Raw genomic sequence first — 24,924 nt, 5'->3', positions numbered from 1 at the left:
CAATAACATTAACCGGGAGTGTCTCTGATGAAATTAAAAACGATGGCCGTTGCCTTTCTGGCGCTGTCCCTGCCTTTTGCCGCGCTGGCGGCGAAAGAGGTGACCCGAGAAGAAGTCAAAACCATGAACCTGGAAAAAATCGGCACGGTGCACACCACGGCGGAAACCACTTCGCCAATGGATGCCAAAGCGGTGCTGTCGAAGCTGGCGGATGAGAAGGGCGGCAAATACTATCTGATTATCGCCGGCCGTGAACACGGTAAATTCAGCGCGACCGCAGACGTTTATAAGTAAGCTTTCGGCAGGCAGAATTCATTCTGCCTGCTGTTTCTCTCCCACGTTTTTCAGCCACAGAAAGTGCCACGGCGGCAGCGTCAGCGGATGATTACTGTTAAAAATGCTGTTACCGGCAATATTACGGTAGAGCCGATTGTCCGGCAGCGTCCAGCTAACTTCTTTACCGCTCAGATTATAAATACAGAGCATCTCTTCATGCGTCTGCGCCGATCGACGTCGCAAAATAAACAGTGAGTTATCGCTTTCCAGCACTTCGGCAGGGTTATCGGGATGAAAAGCGGGCTGGCGCGTTCTTAACTGAATCAGCTGGCTCAGCCCATGGTACACCTTATGGCGTAAAGAGCGGGTATCGCTGAGCGCGGCTTCAATCTCGCCGATAGCGTATTTTTCGCGGTTAATGGCCCGGTTGTGGCCCGCTACTTTTACCCCTTCCATATCGTTACGTGAACCCAAAATGCTCTGAATATAAACCGCCGGCACGCCGGGAAAAGCCAGCAGGACCGCATGCGCCAGCATAAAGCGCTGGAAGCGCACCTCGTCGCTGTCCTCTTTTTTATTCAGCGCATCCATATAGGTAACGTTGATCTCATAGGGGCTGCTGGTGCCGTCAGGATTGTTTTTATAGGAGATCAGCGCGCCTTCAAGCGCCAGATCCCTGACCAGCGACACGATTTCGGTTTCCGGCAGGATGCCGCGCAGCGGATTCAGGCCGATGCCGTCGTGCGAGGCCAGAAAGTTAAACCAGGTGGTGGTGCCGTTGCCGACGCCCAGCGAGGCTGCCCACTGCTTGAGCGCGCGTGAGGAACCATAATGGATAGCGTGCAGCAACAGCGGCGGCAGCGAGAACTGATAGACCATCTGCGCTTCATCGCGCCCGTTGCCGAAGTAGCTGATATTGTCTTTATGCGGCACGTTGGTTTCGGTAATGATCACCGTGCCGGGCGCGACTTCCTCCGCGATAGCGCGGAACAGCTTCACCAGCAGGTGCGTTTTTTCCAGATGGATGCACGAGGTGCCGGGCGTTTTCCACATATAGCCCACCGCATCCAGCCGCACATAGTCCGCGCCCTTTGCCAGATAGTCGAGCAGCACCCTGACCATGCTCAGCAGCACCTCTGGCCTGGCGAAATTCAGGTCGATCTGATCGGCGCTGAAGGTGGTCCAGATAAAACGGGTTTCGCCGTTTGCCAGCGTAAAAGGCGTCAGCAGCGGCGAGGTTCTGGGCCGCGTTACCGCGCTGAGATCCGTGCCGGGCGGCATACTGATAAAGAAATCGTCCCAGCCGGGATCCTGTGCCAGATAGTGCTTAAACCAGGCGCTGTGGGCAGAAATATGGTTGCAGACGAAATCGAACATCAGCCGCGTATGCTGATGCAGTTCCGCCACGTCTGACCAGTCGCCGCAGATGGTATTGACCCGATGATAGTCAATGACCGAAAAGCCATCGTCGGAGGAGTAGGGGAAAAAAGGCAGAAGATGAACCAGGGTAAAGCACTTGAGATGCTGCTGATAAAAGCGGGAGAAGGTGCGCAGCGTGGGCGCCTCGCGCTCGCGGAACTGATCGGCGTAGGTAATCAGCACCACGTCTTTTTCGTCCCAGTGCGCTTTACGCTGGTAGCCGAGTTCTTTTTGCGTCTGCCTGATGGCTTCCGTCAGCTGGTTCAGCGTATCGGCGGGAAAAGCGCCCTCATAGATCTTATCGATTAAGTTATTGATAATTTCCATTTTTATAAAGTGAGCCACCGCATTGGTTTACAGCCACGTAATGTTCAATGTAGACCCTGGAAGCGAAATCGCAACTTCCTGCGGCGGCTGACGCTTTAGTGGCAGCTGCCTTTTTTACTGCATCCCATGCAGCCATTGGCATCAAGGGTTCTGACCGACAGCCGGGCTGGCGGCAGCCTGATGTTTTTCATCACCGCCAGCAGCAGCAGATTAAACAGGGCGACCGCGACCAGGACTATCGAGCTTGACTGCGGATGGCTGGTGAAGGTGGCAAGCTGATAAAACGTTGCCGCCAGGCTGTAGGCCAGGCTCAGCCCCCAAAAGTTTGAGAACAGCATCCAGCCGGTGCTGCTTTCGCGCGCTACCGCGCCCATCACCGACACGCAAGGCACGTAAAGCAGCACGAAAATCAGATAGCTATAGGCGGCGGTATCGCTGGCAAATTTGCTGTGCATCATGCCCATCGCGCCGCTTGCCATATCGCCGTCGCCTTTGCTGGCATCAAGCGGATGCAGCAGCACGCTCAGGCTGAATGTTTCCTTCACGCTTTGCCAGGTTTCCGTTACCGCCCCTTTCAGCTCCGCCAGCAGGCTATAGCTCTGTGGATCGAAGGTTTCTTCGTGCAGCGCCTCGGCGGTATAAAGCGTATTCAGCGTGCCGATAACCACTTCTTTCGCCATCGCGCCGGTGAGCAGCCCGACCGTAGCCTGCCAGTTATCGCTGCTGACGCCAATCGGAGCGAGCAGCGGGGTCAGCTGACGGCTTACCGTCGCCAGTGCCGAATCATTGATGCTGGAAACGGGCTGGCCGCTGAACGAAAAGCTGTTCAGACCGCCGATAATCACGCTCACGATCACGATGACCTTGCCGGCGCGCAGCACAAAGCTTTTCAGCCGCTGCCAGGTTTGCAGGCACAGGCTTTTCAGATGCGGCACGTGCCAGGCAGGCATTTCCATCATAAAAGGCGTCGCCTCGCCGCGCAGCAGCGTGTGCTTCAGCACCAGGCCAGTGACGATCGCGGCCAGGATCCCCAGCAGATAGAGGCTGAATACCACCAGCGCACCGTGCTGGCCGAAGAAAGCCGAGGCGAAAATGGCAAAGATAGCCAGCCGCGCGCCGCATGACATAAAGGGCGCCATCAGCAGCGTAATCAACCGTTCGCGCGGCGCGTCAAGCGTGCGGGTGCCCATCACCGCAGGCACGTTGCAGCCGAAGCCGACGATCAGCGGCACAAAGGATTTGCCGGGCAGCCCCAGCGCCTGCATCAGCCGATCCACGACAAAAGCCGCGCGGGCCATATAGCCGGAATCCTCCATAAAAGAGAGAAACAGATACATCAGGCCAATCTGCGGGATCAGCGGCATCACCGTATTGATGCCGCCGCCGATGCCCTGCGCCAGGAACAGCGTCAGCATGCCAGGGAAGTGCAGCGTTGCGCCCAGCCACTGCATGCCGTCGACAAAGATGGCCGCGCTACCCTGTTCAAACAGCGGTTGCAGCGCGCCGCCCAGGTTGATGGCGAGAAAGAACATCAGGTAAATCACCGCCAGGAAAATGGGGATACCCAGCCAGCGATGCAGCACCAGCGCGTCAAGCAGCCCGAAGAGACGAGGCGGAATGGCCGTCTGTTTTCCCCTGGCGCGCTGGCACAGCTTTTCAATCGCGGCATAGCGAGCCTGGCTGATGGCAAGCGGCGCTTCCGGGCCGATTTGTGCCGCCAGCGCTGCGGCGCGCTCACCGGCCTGAATACGGCACCAGACGTCGCCTTCCAGCATCTGCAGGGCCAGCCAGCGCCGACGCGAAAGCGGCAGCTGAACCGGCATGGCGGCCTGGAGCGTGGCGACGTGGCGCTCCGTTTCTTCGGGATAATCGACGGTCAATACCCTGGCCCGACCGTCAAAGTCGTCAATCGCCGCCTTCAGCCGATCGATGCCCGTGCCGCGTGTGGACACCAGCGGCAGTACAGGGCAGCCCAGCGCTTTTTCCAGCTGCGCCACATCGATATGGATATGCTGACTTTCCGCAATATCCAGCATGTTCAGCGCGACAATGCAGGGTACGCCCAGCTCGCGCAGCTGTAGCGTCAGGTACAGATTGCGGGCCAGGTTGCTGGCGTCAACCACGTTGATCAGCAGATCCGCCTCGCCGCTCAGAATATAGCTACAGGCGATTTGCTCATCCAGCGAGCCTTGCTCCGACATGGTGGTCAGTGAATAGGTGCCAGGCAGATCCACCAGCTGCACCTTGTGCTGCGCGGTGGTAAAGGAACCTTCCTTGCGCTCCACGGTGACGCCAGCCCAGTTGCCGACGCGCTGGCGGGCGCCGGTCAGCTGGTTAAACAGGGTCGTTTTCCCGGCGTTGGGATTGCCGATAAGGCCGATCGTCGTGGTTTTCATAGAGTCGCTCGCTTTCAGTTCAGGCAGTCAAGCTGGATAAGGGAAAGATCTTTGCGGCGCAGCGCCAGGCTGGCATAGCCGTTTTCGATTTTGACGGGGCCGCCGAACGGCGCCACGGCCTTAACCTGAAAGCGAGAACCGGGACAAAGCCCCTGCAACAGCAGTTTTTGCCGGAAGCCCGGACTGATAGCCGGAGAGAAACCTTTGATTGCGTAATAGCGATTGGCAAGAAATTTCATAGCACCACCCTGGCAGGCTACGCTGCCGTGATAATTGACTGGGGTGATTATATTGAGAATGATTATTACTTCAGTTGATGTAGGACAAATTTACGCCGAAGGAAGTTATCTGGAAAGTAAACAGGAAACAAAAAAGCGAAGGGCGCGCAAAAAAAATGCCGGTTAAGCGTGCGGATCGGGCGAGCCGCACGCTTTTTGCAGAACGGGCGCGTTAGCGCCCGCGATCAGGACTTCTTGCCGAAGGCGGCGGCCAGCGCATCACCCATCGCGCTGTTGCCCGCAGGCTGTGCGGCAGGACGCGGACGCGCTTTATTCTGCGCAGGGCGACCGGCGTCGCGACCGGCGCTGCGGCGAGCGTTGGTTTCGCCCGGCTGCTCGTCAAGACGCATGGTTAAGGCGATACGCTTGCGCTGGAGATCGACCTCCATCACTTTGACTTTGACGATATCGCCCGCTTTCACCACCTTATGCGGATCGTCGACGAACTTGTCGGCCAGCGAAGAGATATGCACCAGGCCATCCTGATGCACGCCGATATCGACAAAAGCGCCGAAGTTGGTGACGTTGGTGACGGCACCCTCCAGCACCATGCCCGGCAGCAGGTCATTCAGGGTTTCCACGCCTTCCGCAAACTGGGCGGTTTTGAACTCGGGACGCGGATCGCGGCCCGGTTTCTCCAGCTCTTTGAGGATGTCACTGACCGTCGGCACGCCAAACTTCTCGTCGGTGAAATCCACGGCGCGCAGATCGCGCAGCGCGGTTGAGTTGCCCATCAAATCGCTCAGCGCCTGCTCGGTGGCGGCCAGGATGCGCTCGACGACCGGATAGGTTTCCGGGTGAACGGTTGAGGCATCCAGCGGGTTATCGCCCTGGCTGATACGCAGGAAGCCCGCGCACTGTTCAAAGGCTTTCGGCCCCAGGCGGGCGACCTTCAGCAGCTGCTGGCGATTGCGGAAGCGGCCGTTCTCGTCGCGCCAGTTAACGATATTCTGCGCAATCATCTTGCTCAGGCCGGCGACGCGGGTCAGCAGCGGCACGGAAGCGGTGTTCAGATCCACGCCCACGCCGTTAACGCAGTCTTCCACCACCGCATCCAGCTTTTTCGCCAGCTGGCTTTGGCTGACGTCGTGCTGATACTGGCCGACGCCGATCGATTTCGGATCGATTTTCACCAGCTCGGACAGCGGATCCTGCAGGCGACGGGCAATGGAAACGGCGCCGCGCAGCGAAACGTCCAGATCCGGAAACTCCAGCGCGGCCAGCTCGGAAGCGGAATAGACGGAGGCGCCCGCTTCGCTGACGATGACCTTCTGGCCTTTAACCTGGGGGAACTGCTTTTGCACATCCAGATAAAAACGTTCGGTTTCGCGCGAGGCGGTGCCGTTGCCGATCGCCACCAGCTCAACCTGATGCTTTGTGCAAAGCGCGGCGACCGCAGCGGCGGCTTTGGCGGCCTGGCCGGTATGCGGATAAACCGTATCGGTGGCGACCAGCTTGCCGGTGGCGTCCACCACAGCGACCTTCACGCCGGTGCGCAGGCCCGGATCCAGACCCATCGTGGCGCGCATACCCGCAGGCGCGGCCATCAGCAGATCGTGCAGATTACGGGCGAACACGTTAATCGCCTCGTCTTCCGCGCGTTCGCGTACCGTGCCCATCAGCTCGGTTTCAAGATGCAGCATCACTTTAATGCGCCATGTCCAGCTCACCACCGCTTTGCGCCAGCTGTCCGCCGGGGCGTTGTTCAGGCGCAGGTTGAGATGATTGGCGATGATCTGTTCGCCCTGGCTTTCGCGCGGCGGCTCGTCAAACTGCGGATCGGCGTTCAGTGCAAGCTGGAGTACGCCCTCGTTGCGGCCACGGAACATGGCCAGCGCGCGATGCGAAGGCACGGTAGACAGCGGTTCGTGATGATCGAAATAGTCGCGGAACTTGGCGCCTTCTTCCTGCTTGCCTTCCACCACTCGCGATACCAGATGGGCGTTTTTCCACAGGTAGTCACGCACTTTCGCCAGCAGCGCGGCGTCTTCCGCAAAGCGCTCCATCAGGATATAGCGCGCGCCGTCCAGCGCGGCTTTGGTGTCGGCCACGCCTTTATCGGCATCGACAAAGCCTGCGGCAAACTGCTCCGGCTCGTGGGAGGGATCCTGCCACAGGGCGTCGGCCAGCGGCGCCAGGCCCGCTTCGATAGCAATCTGTCCACGCGTGCGGCGTTTCGGCTTGTAGGGCAGGTAAAGGTCTTCCAGCTCGGTTTTGCTCAGCGTGCTGCCGATAGCCTCGGCCAGCTCGTCGGTCAGCTTGCCCTGGTCGCCAATGGATTTCAGGATCGACTGACGGCGCTCTTCCAGCTCGCGCAGGTAGCCCAGGCGCGCTTCCAGCTGGCGCAGCTGGGTATCGTCCAGGCCGCCGGTCGCTTCCTTACGGTAGCGTGCGATAAACGGCACGGTGTTTCCTTCATCCAGCAGACGGACAGCGGCATCAACCTGTTCTGCCCGTGCCTGCAGCTCACTTGCAATTATGCGGCTCAGCGAATCTTTCATTGTCGGTTACTTTATGGCTTGAGAAACTGCGGCAAGTCTACGGATTGCCGACGGCAATTGCCAGCGTATGGCCTTAAGGAGGCCGCAGATCCGCAGGATTAGGATTGTTTAACGTAGGTGATGTCGTTGACGTACCAGCCCGCCTCGCCAACGGGCGTCTGCACCACGGCCAGATCGCCTACCTCTTTTTTCAGCAGCGCGCGCGCCATAGGCGAGTCGATAGAAATGTAGTCTTTGCGGCCGAAGATCTCGTCGTAGCCGACGATGCGAAAGCGCTTGAGTTCCCCGTCGTCGTTTTCCACTTCGACCCAGGCACCAAAGAACACTTTGCCTTCCTGCTGCGGCGAATAGTCCACGATGCGCAGCTGCTCCAGACACTTGGTCAGGTAGCGCACGCGGCGGTCAATTTCACGCAGGCGTTTCTTGTTGTACTGGTAGTCGGCGTTTTCGCTGCGGTCGCCCAGGCTGGCGGCCCAGGTCACTTTTTTTGTCACTTCCGGACGCTCTTCGCGCCAGAGATAGTCCAACTCGGCTTTCAGCTTGTCGTAACCTTCGCGGGTGATCAGTTTGGTTTTCATTGTCGTCCTTCTCTTTCTCGGGAGTGCGCGCATTATTTTGTTGCGGCCCGGCCGGCGATGCAAATACCTTCACGTTTTTTCTGGCCCGCCGTTACTGATTGTTTGTCCTGATCTTTCAGTGCAAAAAGAGGGCGGCTGAAGGGGTAGTTTCGCGGATAAATTAAAGATAAGCTGCTGTTTAATATGCTTTGTAACAATTTCGGCTAGAATATAAACCATTATTGACTGTTACATTCAGGCATCTTTTTTAAGAATACCGGCGCAGGCAATAGCGCCTTTGGAGTATCGAAATGCAAGAAAACTACAAAATCCTGGTCGTGGATGACGATATGCGTTTGCGCGCGCTGTTAGAACGTTATCTGACCGAGCAGGGTTTCCAGGTGCGCAGCGTCGCGAACGCTGAACAAATGGATCGTCTGCTGACCCGCGAATCCTTCCACCTGATGGTGCTGGACCTGATGCTGCCGGGCGAAGACGGTCTTTCTATCTGCCGCCGTCTGCGTAGCCAGAGCAACCCGATGCCGATCATTATGGTCACGGCGAAAGGGGAAGAAGTGGACCGTATCGTAGGGCTGGAAATCGGTGCCGACGACTATATTCCCAAACCGTTTAACCCACGCGAACTGCTGGCCCGTATCCGCGCCGTGCTGCGTCGTCAGGCCAACGAGCTGCCGGGCGCGCCTTCGCAGGAAGAAGCAGTTATCGCTTTCGGCAAGTTTAAGCTGAACCTGGGCACGCGCGAAATGTTCCGCGAAGACGAGCCGATGCCGCTGACCAGCGGAGAATTCGCCGTGCTGAAGGCGCTGGTGAGCCACCCGCGCGAGCCACTTTCCCGCGACAAGCTGATGAATCTGGCGCGCGGCCGCGAATACAGCGCGATGGAGCGTTCTATCGACGTGCAGATTTCCCGTCTGCGCCGCATGGTGGAAGAAGATCCGGCCCATCCGCGCTATATCCAGACCGTGTGGGGTTTAGGCTACGTCTTTGTACCGGACGGCAGTAAAGCATGAGGCGACTCCGCTTCTCTCCCCGCAGTTCCTTTGCCCGCACGCTGCTGCTGATCGTCACCCTGCTGTTTGTCAGCCTGGTGACGACCTATCTGGTGGTGCTGAATTTCGCCATTCTGCCCAGCCTGCAGCAGTTTAATAAGGTGCTGGCGTATGAGGTGCGAATGCTGATGACCGACAGGCTGCAGCTGGAGGACGGCACGCAGCTTGAAGTGCCGCCAGCGTTTCGCCGGGAAATCTATCGCGAGCTGGGTATTTCGCTGTATACCAATGCGGCGGCGGAAGAGAGCGGATTACGCTGGGCGCAACACTACGAGTTTCTCAGCCAGCAGATGGCGCAGCAGCTCGGCGGCCCAACCGACGTACGCGTCGAAGTAAACAAAAATTCGCCGGTTGTCTGGCTGAAAACCTGGCTTTCGCCCGATATCTGGGTGCGGGTGCCGCTGACCGAAATTCATCAGGGCGACTTCTCGCCGCTGTTCCGCTACACGCTGGCGATTATGCTGCTGGCGATAGGCGGCGCATGGCTGTTTATCCGCATCCAGAACCGACCGCTGGTGGAGCTGGAGCACGCCGCGCTTCAGGTGGGCAAGGGCATTATTCCGCCGCCGCTGCGGGAATACGGCGCGTCTGAAGTGCGATCGGTGACGCGGGCGTTTAATCAGATGGCGGCAGGCGTGAAGCAGCTGGCCGACGACCGCACGCTGTTGATGGCAGGCGTCAGCCACGATTTGCGCACGCCTTTGACGCGTATTCGCCTGGCCACTGAAATGATGTCGCAGGAAGACGGCTACCTGGCGGAATCGATCAACAAAGATATTGAAGAATGCAACGCCATTATCGAGCAGTTTATCGACTACCTGCGTACCGGGCAGGAGATGCAGACCGAGCGTGCGGATCTCAATAGCGTGGTGGGCGAGGTCGTGGCGGCGGAAAGCGGCTACGAGCGGGAAATCGAGAACGCGGTAATGCCCACGGAACTGATGCTGGATATCAATCCGTTGTCGATCAAGCGCGCGGTCGCCAATCTGGTGGTTAATGCCGCTCGCTATGGCAACGGCTGGATCAAGGTCAGCAGCGGCAGCGAGCTACAGCGCGCCTGGTTCCAGGTAGAGGATGACGGGCCGGGGATCAAGCCCGAGCAGCTTAAGCACCTGCTTCAGCCTTTTGTGCGCGGCGACAGCGCCCGCAGCACCAGCGGTACAGGGCTGGGGCTGGCGATCGTGCAGCGCATTATCGATGCGCATCAGGGATCGCTGGAAATTGGCGAAAGCGAGCGGGGCGGATTATGTATCCGCGCCTGGCTGCCTTTGCCGCCCAGCACCGCGCCTGCGGTCGTGACGGGATAAGCCGCAACAATGAAAAAGGCCGGATGTCAGACATCCGGCCTTTTTTATCACGCCTGGCCTACAGCTGCGGGCCGGCGGATACCAGCGCCGCACCGGCGGCCGTATCGGTATACTTATCAAAATTAGTAATAAACAGCTGCGCCAGGTCGCGCGCTTTCTCTTCCCACCGTGCGGCATCGGCGTAAGTGTTGCGCGGGTCGAGGATCGCACTGTCCACGCCTGGCAGCGCCAGCGGCACCGTCAGGTTAAAGATCGGCAGCGTGATGGTTTCCGCCCCGGCAATCTCATCGCTGAGGATAGCGTTGATAATGGCGCGTGTGTCCTTCAGCGAAATACGTTTGCCGCTGCCGTTCCAGCCGGTATTGACCAGATAAGCTTCCGCGCCCGCCGCCGCCATGCGTTTTACCAGCACCTCGGCGTATTGCGTCGGATGCAGCGTCAGGAACGCCGCGCCAAAGCAGGCGGAAAAGGTCGGCGTCGGTTCGGTGACGCCACGCTCCGTACCGGCCAGCTTGGCGGTAAAGCCCGACAGAAAGTGATACTGCGTCTGATCCGGCGTCAGGCGCGACACCGGCGGCAGCACGCCGAAAGCGTCCGCCGTCAGAAAGATCACCTTACGGGCGTGTCCCGCTTTCGACACGGGCTTCACGATGTTGTCGATGTGGTAAATCGGGTAGGAGACGCGGGTATTCTCGGTCTTGCTGCCGTCGTCATAGTCCACCGAACCGTCGGCGCGTACCACCACGTTTTCCAGCAGCGCATCGCGACGAATAGCGTGATAGATTTCCGGCTCCGCCTGTTCAGACAGCTTGATGGTTTTGGCGTAGCAGCCGCCTTCAAAGTTGAAGACGCCGTCATCGTCCCAGCCGTGCTCATCGTCGCCGATCAGCTGGCGGTTTGGATCGGTCGACAGCGTGGTCTTGCCGGTGCCGGAGAGGCCGAAAAACACCGCCACATCGCCTTTTTCGCCAACGTTGGCCGAGCAGTGCATCGACGCGATACCCTTCAGCGGCAGCAGATAGTTCATGATGGCGAACAGCCCTTTCTTCATCTCGCCGCCGTACCAGGTGCCGCCAATCAGTTGGATGCGCTCGGTCAGGTTAAACGCGACAAAGTTTTCGGAATGCAGCCCCTGCTGTTGCCAGTCGGGGTTAGTGCATTTCGCGCCGTTCATCACCACAAAGTCAGGTTCGAAGCTGGCCAGCGCCGCCTCATCCGGCCGGATAAACATGTTCTTAACGAAATGCGCCTGCCAGGCCACTTCGGTAATAAAACGCACGCTGAGACGCGTATCCGGGTTAGCGCCGCACCAGGCATCCACAACAAAAAGACGTTTGCCGGAGAGCTGTTTGGTGACTTTGGCTTTCAGATCCTGCCAGATTTCCTGCGAAAGCGGCTGGTTGTCATTTTTGCCTTTGCCCTGATCGTTCCACCACAGCGTGTCGCGAGTTGTCTCGTCACGCACGATATATTTATCTTTGGGGGAACGGCCGGTAAAGATGCCGGTATCGACGGCAATCGCGCCGGATTGCGTTTCGATACCGCGTTCATATCCGCTCAGTTCGGGACGCGTTTCTTCCCTGTACAGCGTGTCGAAATCCGGGTTGTAAAGGATCTCAACCACGTCCGTGATGCCATAATCGACGAGATCCTGCTGGGTCAGGTCACGCATGTTACTGCTCCTTTGTCGGGTCGGTTGTAATTACAGATGAAGGGAAATCACGTGCCGTTAACCGTAGTGGTTATCAAATTCTTAATAAAGTGTAAATTGCGATCGCGCGCAGTTTACACGGCTAAAGGCTGAGGAAAAGCAACAGGAGGCAGAAATGAGAGGCGACACATGAAACGCTTATTATCGCCTCAGCGTATGCATTTGCGTAAGGGTTTTGCGGAATGACTACGGTAAAAAGGCATAGGATGGTCAGAGAGATGCGCCGCCTGGCGACGGCGCAGTATTATCAGTGCACGCGCTCGTCGCCGGCGGCAGAGTCGTTGCGGATCGCTGCGATATCTACAGCATCGTAAATATAGTGGCTGCCGCAGTAGTCGCAATGCATATCGATCTTGCCGTCTTCGGCCAGGATCTCATTCACTTCTTCTTCCGGCAGGCTGCGCAGAACTTCACCGCAGCGTTCATGCGAACAGGTGCAGCGGAAGATCACGTCCTGCGGATCGTAGAGCGTGACTTCTTCCTGATGATACAGTCGCCACAGCACTTCGTTGGCCGGCAGGCCCAGCAGCTCTTCCGTTTTAATGGTGTCGGTCAGCGTCGCCAGATGCTCGAAGTCCTCTGTTTTGGCGTCCTGCGCGGGCAGAACCTGCAGCAGAATACCACCTGCGCCAGCCTGGCCTTCCGCTTCGCCGGTACGGATAAACAGGCGGGTCGGCAGCTGCTCCGAACGCATAAAGTAGTCTTCCAGACACTCGGCCAGGGTTTCGCCTTCCAGCCCAACCACGCCCTGATAGCGTTCGCCTTTGGCTGGCGTGATGGTGATCACCAGGTAGCCGTTGCCGACCATCTCTTTCAGGCTGCTGTCCGGCGCGATCTCGCTGTTAACACGGGCCACGCCGCGCATTTCCTGACGATTGTTACCGTTGATCACGGCCAGGTTCAGCGGGCCGTCGCCCTGAAGCTGCACGGTGATGTCGCCGTCGAACTTCAGCGTGGCAGTCAGCAGGCTGGTGGCGACCAGCAGCTCGCCCAGCACTTTCTGTACCGGCAGCGGGTAATCGTGACCGTTGATAATCTGCTGCCAGGTGTCGGATACCGTCACCAGTTCGCCGCGTACGGCGTAATTTTCAAACAGATAACGGTGCATTTGGTCTTGATGAGCCATAATTCTCTCTCGTTGTGGCAAGCTTATTCGTCGCCAGAATTTTTAAATTTCATCAGGTCCCGGCGCTCTTTTTTGTCAGGGCGACGGTCAGGATGCGGCATAGTCAACGCGTTCATTTTTCGCGCCAGCGCTATCTTTTCCCGCTTCTCAATACTTTCAGCCGTTTCGGCATACATCTGCTGGGCTTCTGCGGCCGGACGACGCTGGTCACCCGTTGCCAGAACGATGATCGTACGTTCATCATTGCCCTGGCGTAAGGTTAGCTGGGCGTTCAGCTCCACCAGCTTGCTCGGCTTGCTGCGCTGGCCGTTGTAGTGCACTTTGCCGCCTTCAATCATCTCACGTGCGACCGCGCGGGTTTTATAGAAGCGAGCGGCCCACAGCCATTTATCGAGCCGAACCGCTTCTGCGGATTTCTCTTTCATCGCTGCTCCTGTTTGGGAATATCCCTATGTATGGGTTGCCTGTCGGAAATCAAGGTGCCTCTCCGGCTTAAGCCGGAGAGCGTCATGCGGGATGGCGCAGAGAGGACGATAACCTTAAAAATAGCATAAAACCGACGGGCTCAGAACAGCGGTCGGATAGTCTGCGGCGTGCTTAGCGCGGGGTTAAAACACTTATCGTAATAGTCCTGAATCGCCGTGGTGCGCACGCGATTGAGATGAATACGTCTGAGGGCCAGCAGACCGTTAAAGATAAAGCTTAAGGCAACGATCAGCAGCAGCAAGGTGGTGCCGAGATAGTGGCCCAGTCGGGTGGCGTCCGGCTCGCTGTGCAGCGCGATATGCCGCGTGCCGTTGGCGTCGGTGGTAATGCTGGTCACGATGCCGCTGGCGGAAAACGGCGTGTGCAGCAGCATGCCCGCCAGGCGCTGTAATTCCGGCCACTGGTCGGGCGCGTTGAAGTCGAACAGGGAGATGCCGGGCGCCTGCTGATTGACCAGCTGGCGGCCTTCATCGCTGAGGATCAGAAAACCGCCGGGCGGCGGGCTGTTAAGCGCTTCCGCCGCGCGTCTTGTTTCCCGATAGAAAAACGAAGAGGTGGCGGTGTTGACCAGGTTTTCCAGCGCTTCGGCGCTGACCGGTCGCAGCAGCACATTGGTGCCGGCCAGCGCGCCAGAGTCCGCCCGACGCACCAGCGTTTCCCAGTCTTTAGCGTTGCCAAGGTTGACCAGCGCGTTTTTCAGCCTGACGCAGTCCTGCTCCTGGCTGCACAGATCCTGCGTTTTCAGCACGATATCGGAAAAGTCATCCAGCAGGATCATGCCTGATTTTTGGATAGCCGTGGCGAGCTGCGGATTAAGCTTGGGATCGGTGCTGTTCTGTGGATGCAGCTGCAGGCTGGTGGTGTTCAGCAGGGCGGTAGCCTTATCGATAATATCCGACTGCGGCTGGGGCAGGGGAGCGGCGTTATTCCAGTAGACGGCCGAACAGTCGAAAGGCATAAACGCGTAGCTGCGGTTGCCCTGATAGGTCGCCGGGACTGAACACATGCCTTCACCGCTGACTTTAAGGGAGTCGCCGATGCGCAAGGCAACGTTTTCCAGATCGCCCACGCTGTGCACCTGGACGCTTTCGGTGCCTTTCAGCCAGGCGATGCTTAGCTTGAGCGGCATACTTAGCGGCACCAGAAAAACCAGCAGCACCAGCACCAGCAGCGAACCCGTAGCCAGCACCAGGTTTTTGCGCCAGCGATGAATAGGGAAATTGCGGACTTCATCCTGTAGTGACAGAAAGCGGCCCTGACGCACGACCTGACGGTTAAGATAGATATCCACTTCGGTAGGCTGGCCTAAATCGTGCGCCACGTAAGGCTGCCAGTGGGGAGGATAGATCAGATCGATAATGCCGAGTGAAATATTGCTGACCTGGCCCTGGTTGGATTCGCCGAACAGACCCCAGCGTTTGGGCGCGCCGCGCAGGCAGTGGATTTCCCGCAGGTCTTTCTCGCCTGGCCGCCGCCAGAGCGACCAGGCGCTGATAAGGATAATGACCAGCGCGGTGACCACCAGCCACGGCATCATTACCGCCGGGCTAATCAGGCTAAAAAAGAGCAGCAGCAGCCCCAGGCTGATAGCTACCGCCTCGCGCGTGCCGTCGGGACGGCTGAGCATATACTCTTCAGGCGTCTCTTTACGCACGCTAAGCAGCTCAATGTTTTCGCTTTCTTCTTTTCTGATCGAGGCGTTTTGCGCCGCAGGCCGCGTTACCGTCCCCAGCGCAGGCGGCTCGTAAACGTAGTTGACCAGCGAATGCCCGTTGAGCGAAACCACCAGCGGAATAGTTTGCGTTTTGATCAGCTCGACGTAATTTTCTTCGGCGATGTACTGTTCCCACAGCGGCGGCAGATGCACTTCAACCGCATCCAGATAGTAACGCCATTTGTGCGGATCGTCGGTGGAAAGGCCGTAGCGGGTAATAGAGCGGGTAACCGGATAGACGTTGCTGCTTTGCGAGGTTAGCGCCAGATTATCGTTTGCATGTGTATTGCCGCCGGGAAGCGGAATGCTGCGGTGCTTCGCTAAAGAGCCGATGTAGCGTTCAACGGCTTTACGCTCGTCGTCGCTCAGCTTGCGAAAAGGCGGACTAATGAATGGCAGCGGTTTCGCCAACGGCGGGCGATGCCGCATAGCGTACCAGAAAAAACAACCCGCTCCGAGTGAACAGGCCAGCATTACAGCCAATATAATGACTATTGTGCTCATGCTTTTCTCCCTGCCATCCTGCTCCTGCCATTGTGCTGGAAATTACCGGCCTGAATCATAGTTATATCGATATTGTGACGGCTTCAGGCAGCGCTGGCAATCCGCGAAGTTTAATAAAATAACGCGCAAAATCATAAAATTAGAATAATAGTAGATTAGCCCCGACCGAGATGGTAACAAGCCATAGGCCGTAGCAATATCGGTATATTCTTATTTTGTAAAACACGCATTGACTTTTTTAAAACTTTTTAATTACTTACGGGTGGATTTGTTATAACGGTGTAAAATAATTCATGCGCTGATTGGCAACCTTCTTTCACTGCCGCACAATAGCGTAACTGTCGGTAAATTTACCGCGACTGGCGAGCTATTACGCTCATTTTTTTGGCTTTTCCCTGGGGCCACTATGACCGGACAACTGCAAAAACCTAAAATCCTGAATGTTGAAACCGTCGCGCGGTCGCGTCTGTTTACCGTGGAGGCCGTGGATTTAGTGTTCAGCAACGGTGCTGAGCGCGTTTATGAGCGAATGAAACCCACTGAACGTGAAGCCGTGATGATCGTCCCCATTGTGGACAACCATCTTATTCTTATCCGGGAATATGCCGTCGGACTGGAAAATTATGAGCTGGGGTTCCCTAAAGGCCTGATCGATCCGGGCGAAACGCCTGCGGAAGCCGCCAACCGCGAGCTGAAGGAAGAGGTAGGTTTTGGCGCACGTCAGCAGGAATGGCTGGGCAAGCTCACCATGGCGCCGTCCTATTTTTCCAGCAAGATGAATATCATCGTGGCGGAAGATCTTTACGAAGAGCGGCTGGAAGGCGACGAGCCGGAACCGCTGCCGCAGGTTCGCTGGCCGTTGGATAACCTGATGGCGCTGCTGCAGGAGCCTGATTTTTGCGAGGCGCGCAACGTCAGCGCGCTGTTTATGGTGCGGGAGTGGTTGATTCGCCAGGGGCGGCTGAGCTACTAAAAACGCGACAGCATTCCAAAGAAAAGCCCGGTAAAAACCGGGCTTTTTTGTGGCCATCAGGCACGGGCGACATGGCCCGGCATCAGAACAGCTCGTGGCTTTCGCCGTTGTCCATCAGCGTGGTGCCGACATCATGGACGGAATACTCGGTCGGCTGTGTGCCGTTGATAAAGTACTCCTGACGGGTATTGCCGCCGCCGTTGGCCAGCTTGCCGGTACGGCGATCGATGGTGACGGTAACCACGCCTTCAGGCGGCGTCAGCGGCTGCACCGGTACGCCATCCAGCGCGACCTTCATGTAGTCGTCCCACGCTGGCTGAGCGCTCTTCGCGCCGCCTTCATAGCCTGAAATCTGATCTTTAATCGCGCCGGAAGCGGTCGTTCGGCCCAAATCGCGGCGGTGATCGTCAAAGCCGATCCACACAGAGGTCACCACGCCCGGACCATAGCCTGAGAACCAGGCGTCTTTCGAGCTGTTGGTGGTGCCCGTTTTACCGCCGATATCGTTGCGCTTCAGATCGCGTCCTGCGCGCCAGCCGGTGCCCATCCAGCCCGGTTCGCCAAAGATATTGGAGTTCATCGCGCTTTTGATCAGGAAAGAGAGCGGCGTGTTGATCACGTGCGGCGCGTACTGTTCATCCTGCTGTGGCGGCTGGGAAACCTGCTCCAGCTGCGGCTGCGGAACGACTGCGTTGCCGCCCTGCTGCGATACCGTCGGGTTTTCCACGCTGTCTTCATTCAGCGCTACCGCTTTCTGCGTCTCGCCGTAAATCACCGGCAGATTGCATTCCGGGCAGGCTACTTTCGGCCTGGCTTCAAACAGCGTATTGCCCTGTTCATCCTCAATCTTGCTGATAAAGAAAGGATCGACCAGGAAGCCGCCGTTGGCCATCACCGAATAGCCGCGCACCATCTGCAATGGCGTAAACGAAGCGGAGCCAAGCGCCAGCGATTCGGTGTGCACGATATTCTGCGCCGGGAAGCCAAAGCGTTGCAGATACTGCGCGGCGTAATCAACGCCCATCGCACGCATAGCGCGCACCATGACCACGTTCTTGGACTGACCCAGCCCCTGACGCAGGCGGATCGGGCCGTCGTAGGTCGCCGGTGAGTTTTTTGGCCGCCAGTCGGCGCCCGAGCCGGCATCCCAGCGGGAGATCGGCACGTCGTTCAGGATAGAGGCCAGCGTCAGCCCGCGATCCATCGCTGCGGTATACAGGAACGGCTTGATGTTCGAGCCTACCTGGCGCAGCGCCTGGGTCGCGCGGTTAAATTTGCTCAGGTTAAAGTCGAAACCGCCTACCAGTGCGCGAACGGCGCCGTTGTGCGGATCCAGCGAAACCAGCGACGAGTTAACGTCCGGCACCTGCGCCAGCCACCAGCCGGTATCCATCTGGCGAACCCAAATCTGCTGGCCCGGCTGCACCACTTCGGTCACGGAAGTCGGCGTGCGGCCCTGGACGGTATCGGATTTATAAGGCCGCGCCCAGCGTACGCCAGCCAGGTTCAGCGTCACGCTGCTGCCGTCGCGCATCAGTACCGTGGCTTCTTCGCGGTTGGCTTCGGTTACCACCGCCGGGAAGAGCGGGCCGTAAACCGGCAGCGCCTTCAGCGTTTTCAGGATCTCCGTACGGCCCCAGGCGGTCTGGCCGACTTTCCACAGCACGTTGGCCGGGCCGCGGTAGCCATGACGCATATCGTAATTCAGCACGTTGTCCTGCAACGCTTTCTGCGCGCCCAGCTGTAATTTACGGGTAATGGTCGTGGTGACTTTAAAGCCGTCGTTATACGCGTTGTCGCCGTAGCGTTTCACCATCTCCTGACGCACCATCTCGGTCAGATAAGGGGCGGAGAAGGCGATTTCCGGCGCGTGATAGTGCGCTTCCAGCGGCGAAAGGCGCGCTTCGTCATACTGCGCCTGCGTAATGTAATTCTGATCCAGCATGCGGCTGAGCACGACGTTGCGACGAGACAGCGCGCGAGTAGGGGAATAGAGCGGGTTAAAGGTCGATGGCGCTTTAGGCAGACCGGCGATCATCGCCATCTCGCCCAGCGAGAGTTGATCGACATTTTTGCCGAAATAGACCTGTGCAGCGGCGCCCACGCCATAGGCGCGGTAGCCCAGATAGATTTTGTTCAGGTAAAGCTCAAGGATTTCGTCTTTGCTCATCATTTGCTCAATGCGAATGGCGAGAAAAGCCTCCTTGATTTTACGCATCAGCGTACGCTCGGGGCTGAGGAAAAAGTTACGGGCCAGCTGCTGCGTGATGGTACTGGCGCCCTGGGAAGCGTGGCCGGAAACCAGCGCAATGCTTACCGCGCGGAAAATGCCGATAGGATCGATACCGTGATGCTCATAAAAGCGGCTGTCTTCGGTAGCGATAAAGGCCTTGACCATGACGGGCGGGATCTGCCCAAGCTTTAACGGGATGCGGCGCTTTTCGCCGTATTGAGCAATCAGCTCGTTATCCGCGCTGTAGACCTGCATGGGCGTTTGCAGCCGGACATCTTTCAGCGTGGCGACGTCGGGCAGCTGCGGCTGTATGTACTGATACAGACCATAAATCGAGCCGGCTCCCAACAAAATGCAACACACTGCAAGGATCAAAAAATACTTTACGAACTTCACCTGATATTTTCCATCTTAAGTCGCCTGGACAGTTTATAAACAATCGCGCGGTAGTATAAAGGCAAGCCAGAGGCCTGGATACATCATTTTTCTACTGAGCAGGGAGACCGCGCGAAATGGCATTTCAGACATGGCAAGTCGGCCTGGATATTCAGAACGGACAGCTTTGCGCCCTGGGTATTCAATACCGTCGTAACGGCTGGCAACTGCGCCACTGGTGGCAACATGCGCTGCCGCACGATACGTTAACCAACGGGCTGGTGCAACGGCCCGACCCGCTTATTCCCCTGCTGCGACAGTGGCGAAAACGGCTGCCGCGGCAGATCTCGCTGCGCGTCGGCTTTCCCGCCCGGCTGGCGTTGCAGCACGCGCTGGCGCTGCCGCAAACCTCACTGCGTGAACCAGAGCGTAGCAGCTATATCGCGGCCGCGGCGAAGCGATTTTTTCCGATAGAGCCTGAAAAACTTGCGCTTGACTACCGCCAGGCAGCTGCCGACAGCGGGCAGCTGTGGCTGACCGCCGCCCGTCGGGACGCGGTTCATGACTGGCTATCGATGCTGAAGACGGCGGGACTCAACCCTCGGGTGCTGGAGCTGGCCCCGGCCGCGCTGTTTGCGCTGGCGCAAAGCCTGCGGCTCAGCCCGGATGCCGTGCTGGTGCACCGTTTACCCGACCACTGGCTCTGGTTTGGCGCGCGGCTACAGCCGCCATGGGGGTGGTGTCCCGCTGATGAAGCGGCCAACCTGGCGGCGCTGCGCGAAAAATACCTCGCCGATGCGGCCACGCTTTACTATAGCTCGGCCTTGCCGGAAGCGCTGCCTGCCGATGCGCTGTGGCTGGAGCCGCTGGCGGCTTTCGCTTTTAAGTCGCTGCCGTTGCCCGCGTACAGCGGCGCTTTTGCGCTGGCCGCCGGGCTGGCGCTGCGGCCGGAGGACGCCTGATGGTCTGGGTAAATTTTCTTCCCTGGCGTCGGCAGCGGCAGCGTCAACAGCTGCGCCGCGACGGCCTGTTGCTTATGGCGCTACTGGTTCTGTTGCTCGCGCTGACGATGCCCTTGCTGGAGCAGCAGACGCTCGGCAAGCGGCAGCAGACCGGCCTGCGCTGGCTGAAAGAAACCAACGACCAGCTCGACAGGCTCAGCGCTCGCCTGGCTCGTCTGGAAGCCCGGCGCGATACGCTTCGACGCGCGCTGGCCATCAGTGAAGGCAGGCAGGCGCGCCTGCGCGAGTGGCAGGCATTTACGCGTGACCTGGCCGCAACCCTGCCAGCGGCGCTCTGGCTGAGCGAAATCAGCAAAACCGCGCAGAGTCTGACCGTCACCGGATTTTGCCTGCGGCTGGCTGAAGTTGAGGCGTTTCGTCAGCAGTTAGAGCGGTTTCACCTGTTTCAACAGGTCAACACCGGCAGGCTCAGCCGCGACGGAAAGGGCATTATCCGCTTCAGCCTGGAGGCCACGCTGCCGGAACAGGAACATGAGTAGCGTTCTGCTGCATCGCTGGCTCGCTTTGCCGTTCTGGCTAAGGCTGCTGTTGCTGGTGCTCTGCTTTATCACGGGCGCGCTGATGGTACGCCAGGTCTGGCTGCGGCCTCTTCAGCAGCAGGCTTTACAGGTGGCGCAGCAGCGGCAACAGGAGCACAAGCGCTATCGGCTGCTGCTGCACAATTTGCAACAGCGAAGCTCGCTGCACGAAGCCGAAGCGGATATCGCTGGCCTGCAACTGGCGTTACGGCCTGGGGCGGCGCGGCCTTTCTCGTGGCTACAGCTGAGCGAGGCGGCGGGCAACCGTTTACAGGGCTGGCAGCCAACGCCTCAGGGCGGCGAATTAACCCTGCTGCTTAGCTGGCCGCAGCTGCAGTCCGCGTTTCGCTATCTGAGCGAGCGGCAACCCGCCGTCAGGCTGGCGCAGTTCAGCCTGAAGCGGGTGGATGAACAGCTGCGGTTAAATCTGGTGGTGCAATATGAACGCTAGTGCCTTTTTAAAAGATTGGCTAAAACGCCCGGTAATACTGGTGGCTGCGCTGCTGCTGGGGTGTAGCGCGCTGGCGGCCCGCGATCCCTTTTCGCCGCCGGAAAACATGTTTTGTGACCCCCTGTTACCCATGCTGCCGCCGCAGCTGCGCGGCATCATCGGTCGGCCAGCGAACTACCGCGCCTGGCTGGTGACCCGTAGCGGCAGCGGTAAATTATGGGCTGCGCAGAGCTGGCCGGACGCTTACTGGCAGCTGCGGGACGTCACCGCGCTGGGCATTACGCTGGCGGCCGCCACGCCGTGCAGCGCGCCTTTAAGGATTAACTTGCAAGGAAGCCTTTATGAAACACATTCGCCTGTGGAAAGTTCTTCTCCTGCTGCCGCTATGGCTGGCAACGCCATTGCGGGGCAGCCCGGCGCCGCTTTCCCTGGCGTTCGATGACGCGCCTGTCGGGCAAATTCTTCAGGCGCTGGCGGACTATCAGCAGCTGAATTTGCTGGTTGCGCCCGGCGTCGAGGGACGGCTTTCCGTCCGTTTAAAAGAGGTCAGCTGGCAGCAGGCGCTGACGCTGGTTTCCCGCCTGGCGAAGCTGAAGGTGAATAAAGAAGGCAACGTGCTGCTGGTTTTCCCGCAGGGCTGGCAGGAAGAGCAGCAGCGACGGCAAACGCTTGAGCGGGAGGAGGCGGAAAAGGCGCTGCCGCTTGATACGCTGGCGTTGCCGCTGCGCTATGCAGAGGCGGAAAAAGTCTACGGCAGCCTGCAGAGCGCGCAGGCGAAGCTGCTGAGTTCGCGCGGCAGCGTGACGGTAGATAAACGCACCAACAGCCTGATCCTGCGCGACACCCGAGCCGCGCTGAACGAGATCCAGCGCTGGGTCACGGCATTGGATACGCCGCTGGAGCAGGTCGAACTCGCCGCGCATATCGTTACCCTCAGCGAAGAGAGCCTGCGCGAGCTGGGCGTGCGCTGGGGCCTGGGCGGCGAAGAGCAGATCGCCCGCGCGCTGCGGGTCAGCCAGCTGCGCGTTGATCTGCCGGTGGCTAATCCCGCACTGGCCTTAGGCTTTACCCTGGCGCGCCTGAACGGCAGGATGCTGGATCTGGAGCTGAACGCGCTGGAGCAGGAAAACAAACTGGAGATTATCGCCAGTCCCCGACTGTTCACCTCGCATCAGCAGCCCGCCAGTATTAAACAGGGCACCGAAATCCCCTATGAGGTCTCCAGCGGTAGCAACGGTAAAACCAGCGTGGAGTTCAGGGAGGCGGTCTTAGGCATGGACGTAACGCCTTACGTGCAGCCGAACGGCCGCATCATGCTAAAGCTGCATATCAGCCAGAACCTGCCCGGCAGTACGGTACGCAGCGGCGAGGGCGAATATATCGCCATCGATAAACAGGAGATCCAGACCCAGGTCACGCTGAAAGATGGTGAAACGCTGGCGCTGGGCGGCATCTTCCAGCAGCAGCGCGCAAAAGGGCAGAGCCGGGTGCCGTTTCTTGGCTCTGTACCGCTGTTGGGCGCGCTTTTTCGCCATGCGACTACCGGCCAAAAAAAACGTGAGCTGGTGATCTTCATAACCCCAAGACTGATTCGTGACGAGTAAAGCTTTTTTGTAACAAACTGAGCGAGCGAGTGCTTTTTTAGCGGATTGCAGCCATATGCGTTTGACGCAAGGGCGGAATTAGCTTACAAGGTTTAGCGATTTTTGAATTACAGGCCTCGGTTTGGCTTTAAGAAAAAGCATTTACCCGTTTTTTATCGTGCGCAACCGGCGTAACCGATGCTGTGACATCGGCGTGATAAATGAAGCGGACTGAACGCGCCAGCTGTGGGCGCAATGGGCAAGGTCAATTTAATCGGTTGCCAAAACACCTTCAGTGTTGAGATAATTTTCCTCTGACTCTCGCACTATCGCTCATGAGGTTTCAGTTCATGTCCTGTCCGCTGTAGGACGGGGTATCATTAACGAATTGTCTTAGTAATACCGAAAAAATGGCAGAGAAACGCAATATCTTTCTGGTTGGGCCTATGGGTGCCGGCAAAAGCACTATTGGGCGTCAGTTAGCTCAGCAACTCAATATGGAATTTTTCGATTCCGATCAAGAAATTGAGCGACGTACCGGAGCGGATGTGGGCTGGGTGTTCGACGTCGAAGGCGAAGAAGGCTTCCGCGATCGCGAAGAAAAGATCATTAACGAACTCACCGAGAAGCAGGGCATTGTCCTGGCGACCGGCGGCGGTTCCGTTAAGTCTCGCGAAACACGCAACCGTCTTTCCGCTCGCGGCGTGGTGGTCTATCTGGAGACCACGATCGAAAAACAGCTGGCTCGTACGCAGCGCGATAAAAAGCGTCCTTTGCTGCAGGTGGATTCTCCACCGCGCGAAGTGCTGGAAGCGTTGGCGGACGAACGTAATCCGCTGTATGAAGAGATTGCTGACGTCACCATTCGTACCGATGACCAAAGTGCTAAAGTCGTCGCAAATCAAATCATTAACATGCTGGAAAAGAGCTAGCGGCTCTGCTCCGCCTGCGGGCCGAAAAGGAGTGCTTCATGGAGAAGATTACCGTCACTCTGGGGGAACGCAGTTACCCCATTACCATCGCTGCCGGACTGTTTAACGATCCGGCTTCTTTTTGGCCGCTTAAGGCGGGCGAGCGGGCAATGCTGGTCACTAACGACACGCTGGCACCGCTTTATCTTCAACCTGTTCGTCAGCGGCTGGAAAGCGCTGGTATAGAAGTGGACCAGGTGATCCTGCCCGATGGCGAGCAGCACAAAACGCTGGCGGTGATGGATCGGGTCTTTACCGCGCTGCTGGAAAAACCGCACGGTCGCGATACCACGCTGATTGCCCTGGGCGGCGGCGTGATTGGCGATCTGACCGGTTTCGCGGCGGCCAGCTACCAGCGCGGCGTGCGGTTTATTCAGGTTCCTACCACGCTGCTGTCGCAGGTGGACTCCTCCGTTGGCGGCAAAACGGCCGTTAATCATCCCCTTGGCAAGAACATGATCGGCGCGTTCTATCAGCCGGCTTCGGTAGTGATCGATATCAACTGCCTGAGCAGCCTGCCCGCTCGCGAGCTGGCGTCAGGTCTTGCGGAAGTGATCAAATACGGCATCATCCTCGACGGTGAGTTCTTCTGCTGGCTGGAAGCTAACCTGGATGCGCTGCTGGCGCTGGACGGCAAGGCGATGGCCTACTGTATTCGCCGCTGCTGCGAGCTGAAAGCCGAGGTCGTCGCCGCCGACGAGCGCGAAATGGGGCAGCGCGCGTTGCTGAATCTGGGCCACACTTACGGACACGCCATCGAAGCGCATATGGGCTACGGTAACTGGCTGCATGGCGAGGCCGTGGCGGCCGGCATGGTGATGGCCGCGCGTACCGCAGAGCGGCTGGGCGAGTTTTCCGCTGGCGATACCGACAGGATCATCAGCCTGCTGCAGCGTGCCGGACTGCCGGTGCACGGCCCGGAGAGCATGGCGGCGACGGATTATCTGCCGCATATGCTGCGTGATAAAAAAGTGCTGGCGGGCGAGCTGCGTCTGGTGCTGCCGCTGGCTTTAGGACAGGCCTGCGTGCGCGGCGGCGTTGCGCATGATACGGTGCTGGCAGCGATTAACGACTGTCAGAAACCGGCCTGAGCCGTTAGTTAACTACTGGCGTACACGTAAAGCGG

General features: G+C 58.4%; 21 protein-coding genes. 11 read left to right on the top strand and 10 right to left on the bottom strand.

All coding sequences use genetic code 11. From position 1 onward, the window contains the following. Positions 1–24: 24 nt before the first annotated feature. The gene (locus ACA373_RS18575) at positions 25–294 is read left to right on the top strand and encodes a DUF1471 domain-containing protein (protein ID WP_253461199.1); all 270 of its coding nucleotides are present in this window, start codon (positions 25–27) and stop codon (positions 292–294) included. Between the two features lie 18 nt (positions 295–312). Here the strand turns inward: ACA373_RS18575 and ACA373_RS18570 are convergent, their stop codons facing one another. The 5 genes from ACA373_RS18570 to greB form a co-directional block, all read right to left on the bottom strand. Beyond that, positions 313–2,022, bottom strand: a complete 1,710-nt coding sequence (locus ACA373_RS18570) for an alpha-amylase family glycosyl hydrolase (RefSeq protein WP_370734938.1) — start codon at positions 2,020–2,022, stop codon at positions 313–315. Between the two features lie 95 nt (positions 2,023–2,117). Further along, the gene (gene feoB / locus ACA373_RS18565) at positions 2,118–4,418 is read right to left on the bottom strand and encodes a Fe(2+) transporter permease subunit FeoB (protein WP_370734937.1); all 2,301 of its coding nucleotides are present in this window, start codon (positions 4,416–4,418) and stop codon (positions 2,118–2,120) included. A 14-nt stretch (positions 4,419–4,432) separates the two neighbouring features. Next, a complete protein-coding gene (locus ACA373_RS18560; protein WP_253457602.1) occupies positions 4,433–4,657 on the bottom strand; it encodes a FeoA domain-containing protein in 225 nt (74 codons plus the stop codon). 224 nt (positions 4,658–4,881) lie between these two features. Beyond that, positions 4,882–7,197, bottom strand: a complete 2,316-nt coding sequence (locus tag ACA373_RS18555) for a Tex family protein (protein ID WP_370734936.1) — start codon at positions 7,195–7,197, stop codon at positions 4,882–4,884. Positions 7,198–7,295: 98 nt separating this feature from the next. Then, the gene (gene greB, locus ACA373_RS18550) at positions 7,296–7,775 is read right to left on the bottom strand and encodes a transcription elongation factor GreB (protein ID WP_253457608.1); all 480 of its coding nucleotides are present in this window, start codon (positions 7,773–7,775) and stop codon (positions 7,296–7,298) included. 290 nt (positions 7,776–8,065) lie between these two features. On the opposite strand from greB, the gene ompR reads away from it, so the two are divergent. Together ompR and envZ are read left to right on the top strand one after the other, a co-directional pair. Further along, positions 8,066–8,785, top strand: a complete 720-nt coding sequence (gene ompR, locus ACA373_RS18545; RefSeq protein WP_001157751.1) for a two-component system response regulator OmpR — start codon at positions 8,066–8,068, stop codon at positions 8,783–8,785. Beyond that, entirely contained in the window at positions 8,782–10,131 is a 1,350-nt protein-coding gene (gene envZ, locus ACA373_RS18540; protein ID WP_253457611.1) for a two-component system sensor histidine kinase EnvZ, read from the top strand. Before ompR ends, envZ begins: the two co-directional genes overlap by 4 nt. Before the next feature lie 58 nt (positions 10,132–10,189). Here the strand turns inward: envZ and pckA are convergent, their stop codons facing one another. The 4 genes from pckA to ACA373_RS18520 form a co-directional block, all read right to left on the bottom strand. Beyond that, on the bottom strand, positions 10,190–11,803 hold the full coding sequence (pckA, locus tag ACA373_RS18535) for a phosphoenolpyruvate carboxykinase (ATP) (protein WP_253457614.1): 1,614 nt from the start codon (positions 11,801–11,803) through the stop codon (positions 10,190–10,192). 286 nt (positions 11,804–12,089) lie between these two features. Next, entirely contained in the window at positions 12,090–12,968 is an 879-nt protein-coding gene (gene hslO, locus ACA373_RS18530; RefSeq protein ID WP_253457617.1) for an Hsp33 family molecular chaperone HslO, read from the bottom strand. A gap of 23 nt (positions 12,969–12,991) precedes the next feature. Next, positions 12,992–13,393 (bottom strand): ribosome-associated heat shock protein Hsp15, encoded by a 402-nt coding sequence (hslR, locus tag ACA373_RS18525; protein ID WP_301251843.1) that lies wholly within the window; start codon positions 13,391–13,393, stop codon positions 12,992–12,994. Between the two features lie 140 nt (positions 13,394–13,533). Beyond that, a complete protein-coding gene (locus ACA373_RS18520; RefSeq protein ID WP_301251841.1) occupies positions 13,534–15,672 on the bottom strand; it encodes an intracellular growth attenuator family protein in 2,139 nt (712 codons plus the stop codon). 406 nt (positions 15,673–16,078) lie between these two features. Here ACA373_RS18520 and nudE point away from each other — a divergent pair, with 406 nt between their 5' ends. Next, on the top strand, positions 16,079–16,645 hold the full coding sequence (gene nudE / locus ACA373_RS18515) for an ADP compounds hydrolase NudE (RefSeq protein WP_253457626.1): 567 nt from the start codon (positions 16,079–16,081) through the stop codon (positions 16,643–16,645). Between the two features lie 82 nt (positions 16,646–16,727). On the opposite strand, the gene mrcA is transcribed toward nudE, so the two are convergent. Continuing rightward, on the bottom strand, positions 16,728–19,274 hold the full coding sequence (mrcA, locus tag ACA373_RS18510; protein ID WP_253457629.1) for a peptidoglycan glycosyltransferase/peptidoglycan DD-transpeptidase MrcA: 2,547 nt from the start codon (positions 19,272–19,274) through the stop codon (positions 16,728–16,730). 116 nt (positions 19,275–19,390) lie between these two features. On the opposite strand from mrcA, the gene pilM reads away from it, so the two are divergent. From pilM to aroB, 7 genes are all read left to right on the top strand, one after another. Further along, positions 19,391–20,215, top strand: a complete 825-nt coding sequence (gene pilM / locus ACA373_RS18505) for a pilus assembly protein PilM (RefSeq protein WP_301730904.1) — start codon at positions 19,391–19,393, stop codon at positions 20,213–20,215. Then, a complete protein-coding gene (locus ACA373_RS18500) occupies positions 20,215–20,754 on the top strand; it encodes a PilN domain-containing protein (protein WP_253457637.1) in 540 nt (179 codons plus the stop codon). The genes pilM and ACA373_RS18500 overlap by 1 nt, the downstream gene beginning before the upstream one ends. Continuing rightward, positions 20,747–21,244: a hypothetical protein gene (locus tag ACA373_RS18495; protein WP_253457640.1), complete on the top strand. Its 498-nt coding sequence runs from the start codon at positions 20,747–20,749 to the stop codon at positions 21,242–21,244. The genes ACA373_RS18500 and ACA373_RS18495 overlap by 8 nt, the downstream gene beginning before the upstream one ends. After that, the gene (locus ACA373_RS18490; RefSeq protein ID WP_370734935.1) at positions 21,234–21,686 is read left to right on the top strand and encodes a hypothetical protein; all 453 of its coding nucleotides are present in this window, start codon (positions 21,234–21,236) and stop codon (positions 21,684–21,686) included. Before ACA373_RS18495 ends, ACA373_RS18490 begins: the two co-directional genes overlap by 11 nt. Next, a complete protein-coding gene (hofQ, locus tag ACA373_RS18485; protein ID WP_370734934.1) occupies positions 21,586–22,848 on the top strand; it encodes a DNA uptake porin HofQ in 1,263 nt (420 codons plus the stop codon). The genes ACA373_RS18490 and hofQ overlap by 101 nt, the downstream gene beginning before the upstream one ends. Positions 22,849–23,237: 389 nt before the next feature. Next, positions 23,238–23,759, top strand: a complete 522-nt coding sequence (aroK, locus tag ACA373_RS18480; protein ID WP_034934892.1) for a shikimate kinase AroK — start codon at positions 23,238–23,240, stop codon at positions 23,757–23,759. Positions 23,760–23,797: 38 nt separating this feature from the next. Continuing rightward, positions 23,798–24,889 (top strand): 3-dehydroquinate synthase, encoded by a 1,092-nt coding sequence (gene aroB / locus ACA373_RS18475; RefSeq protein WP_253457647.1) that lies wholly within the window; start codon positions 23,798–23,800, stop codon positions 24,887–24,889. The last annotated feature ends 35 nt before the right edge of the window (positions 24,890–24,924 follow it).

Origin of the sequence: Erwinia sp. STN24 (genome assembly GCF_041320675.1) — a bacterium.
Taxonomy (GTDB): domain Bacteria; phylum Pseudomonadota; class Gammaproteobacteria; order Enterobacterales; family Enterobacteriaceae; genus Erwinia; species Erwinia aeris.
This window is presented reverse-complemented; position numbering and strand designations above follow the sequence as displayed.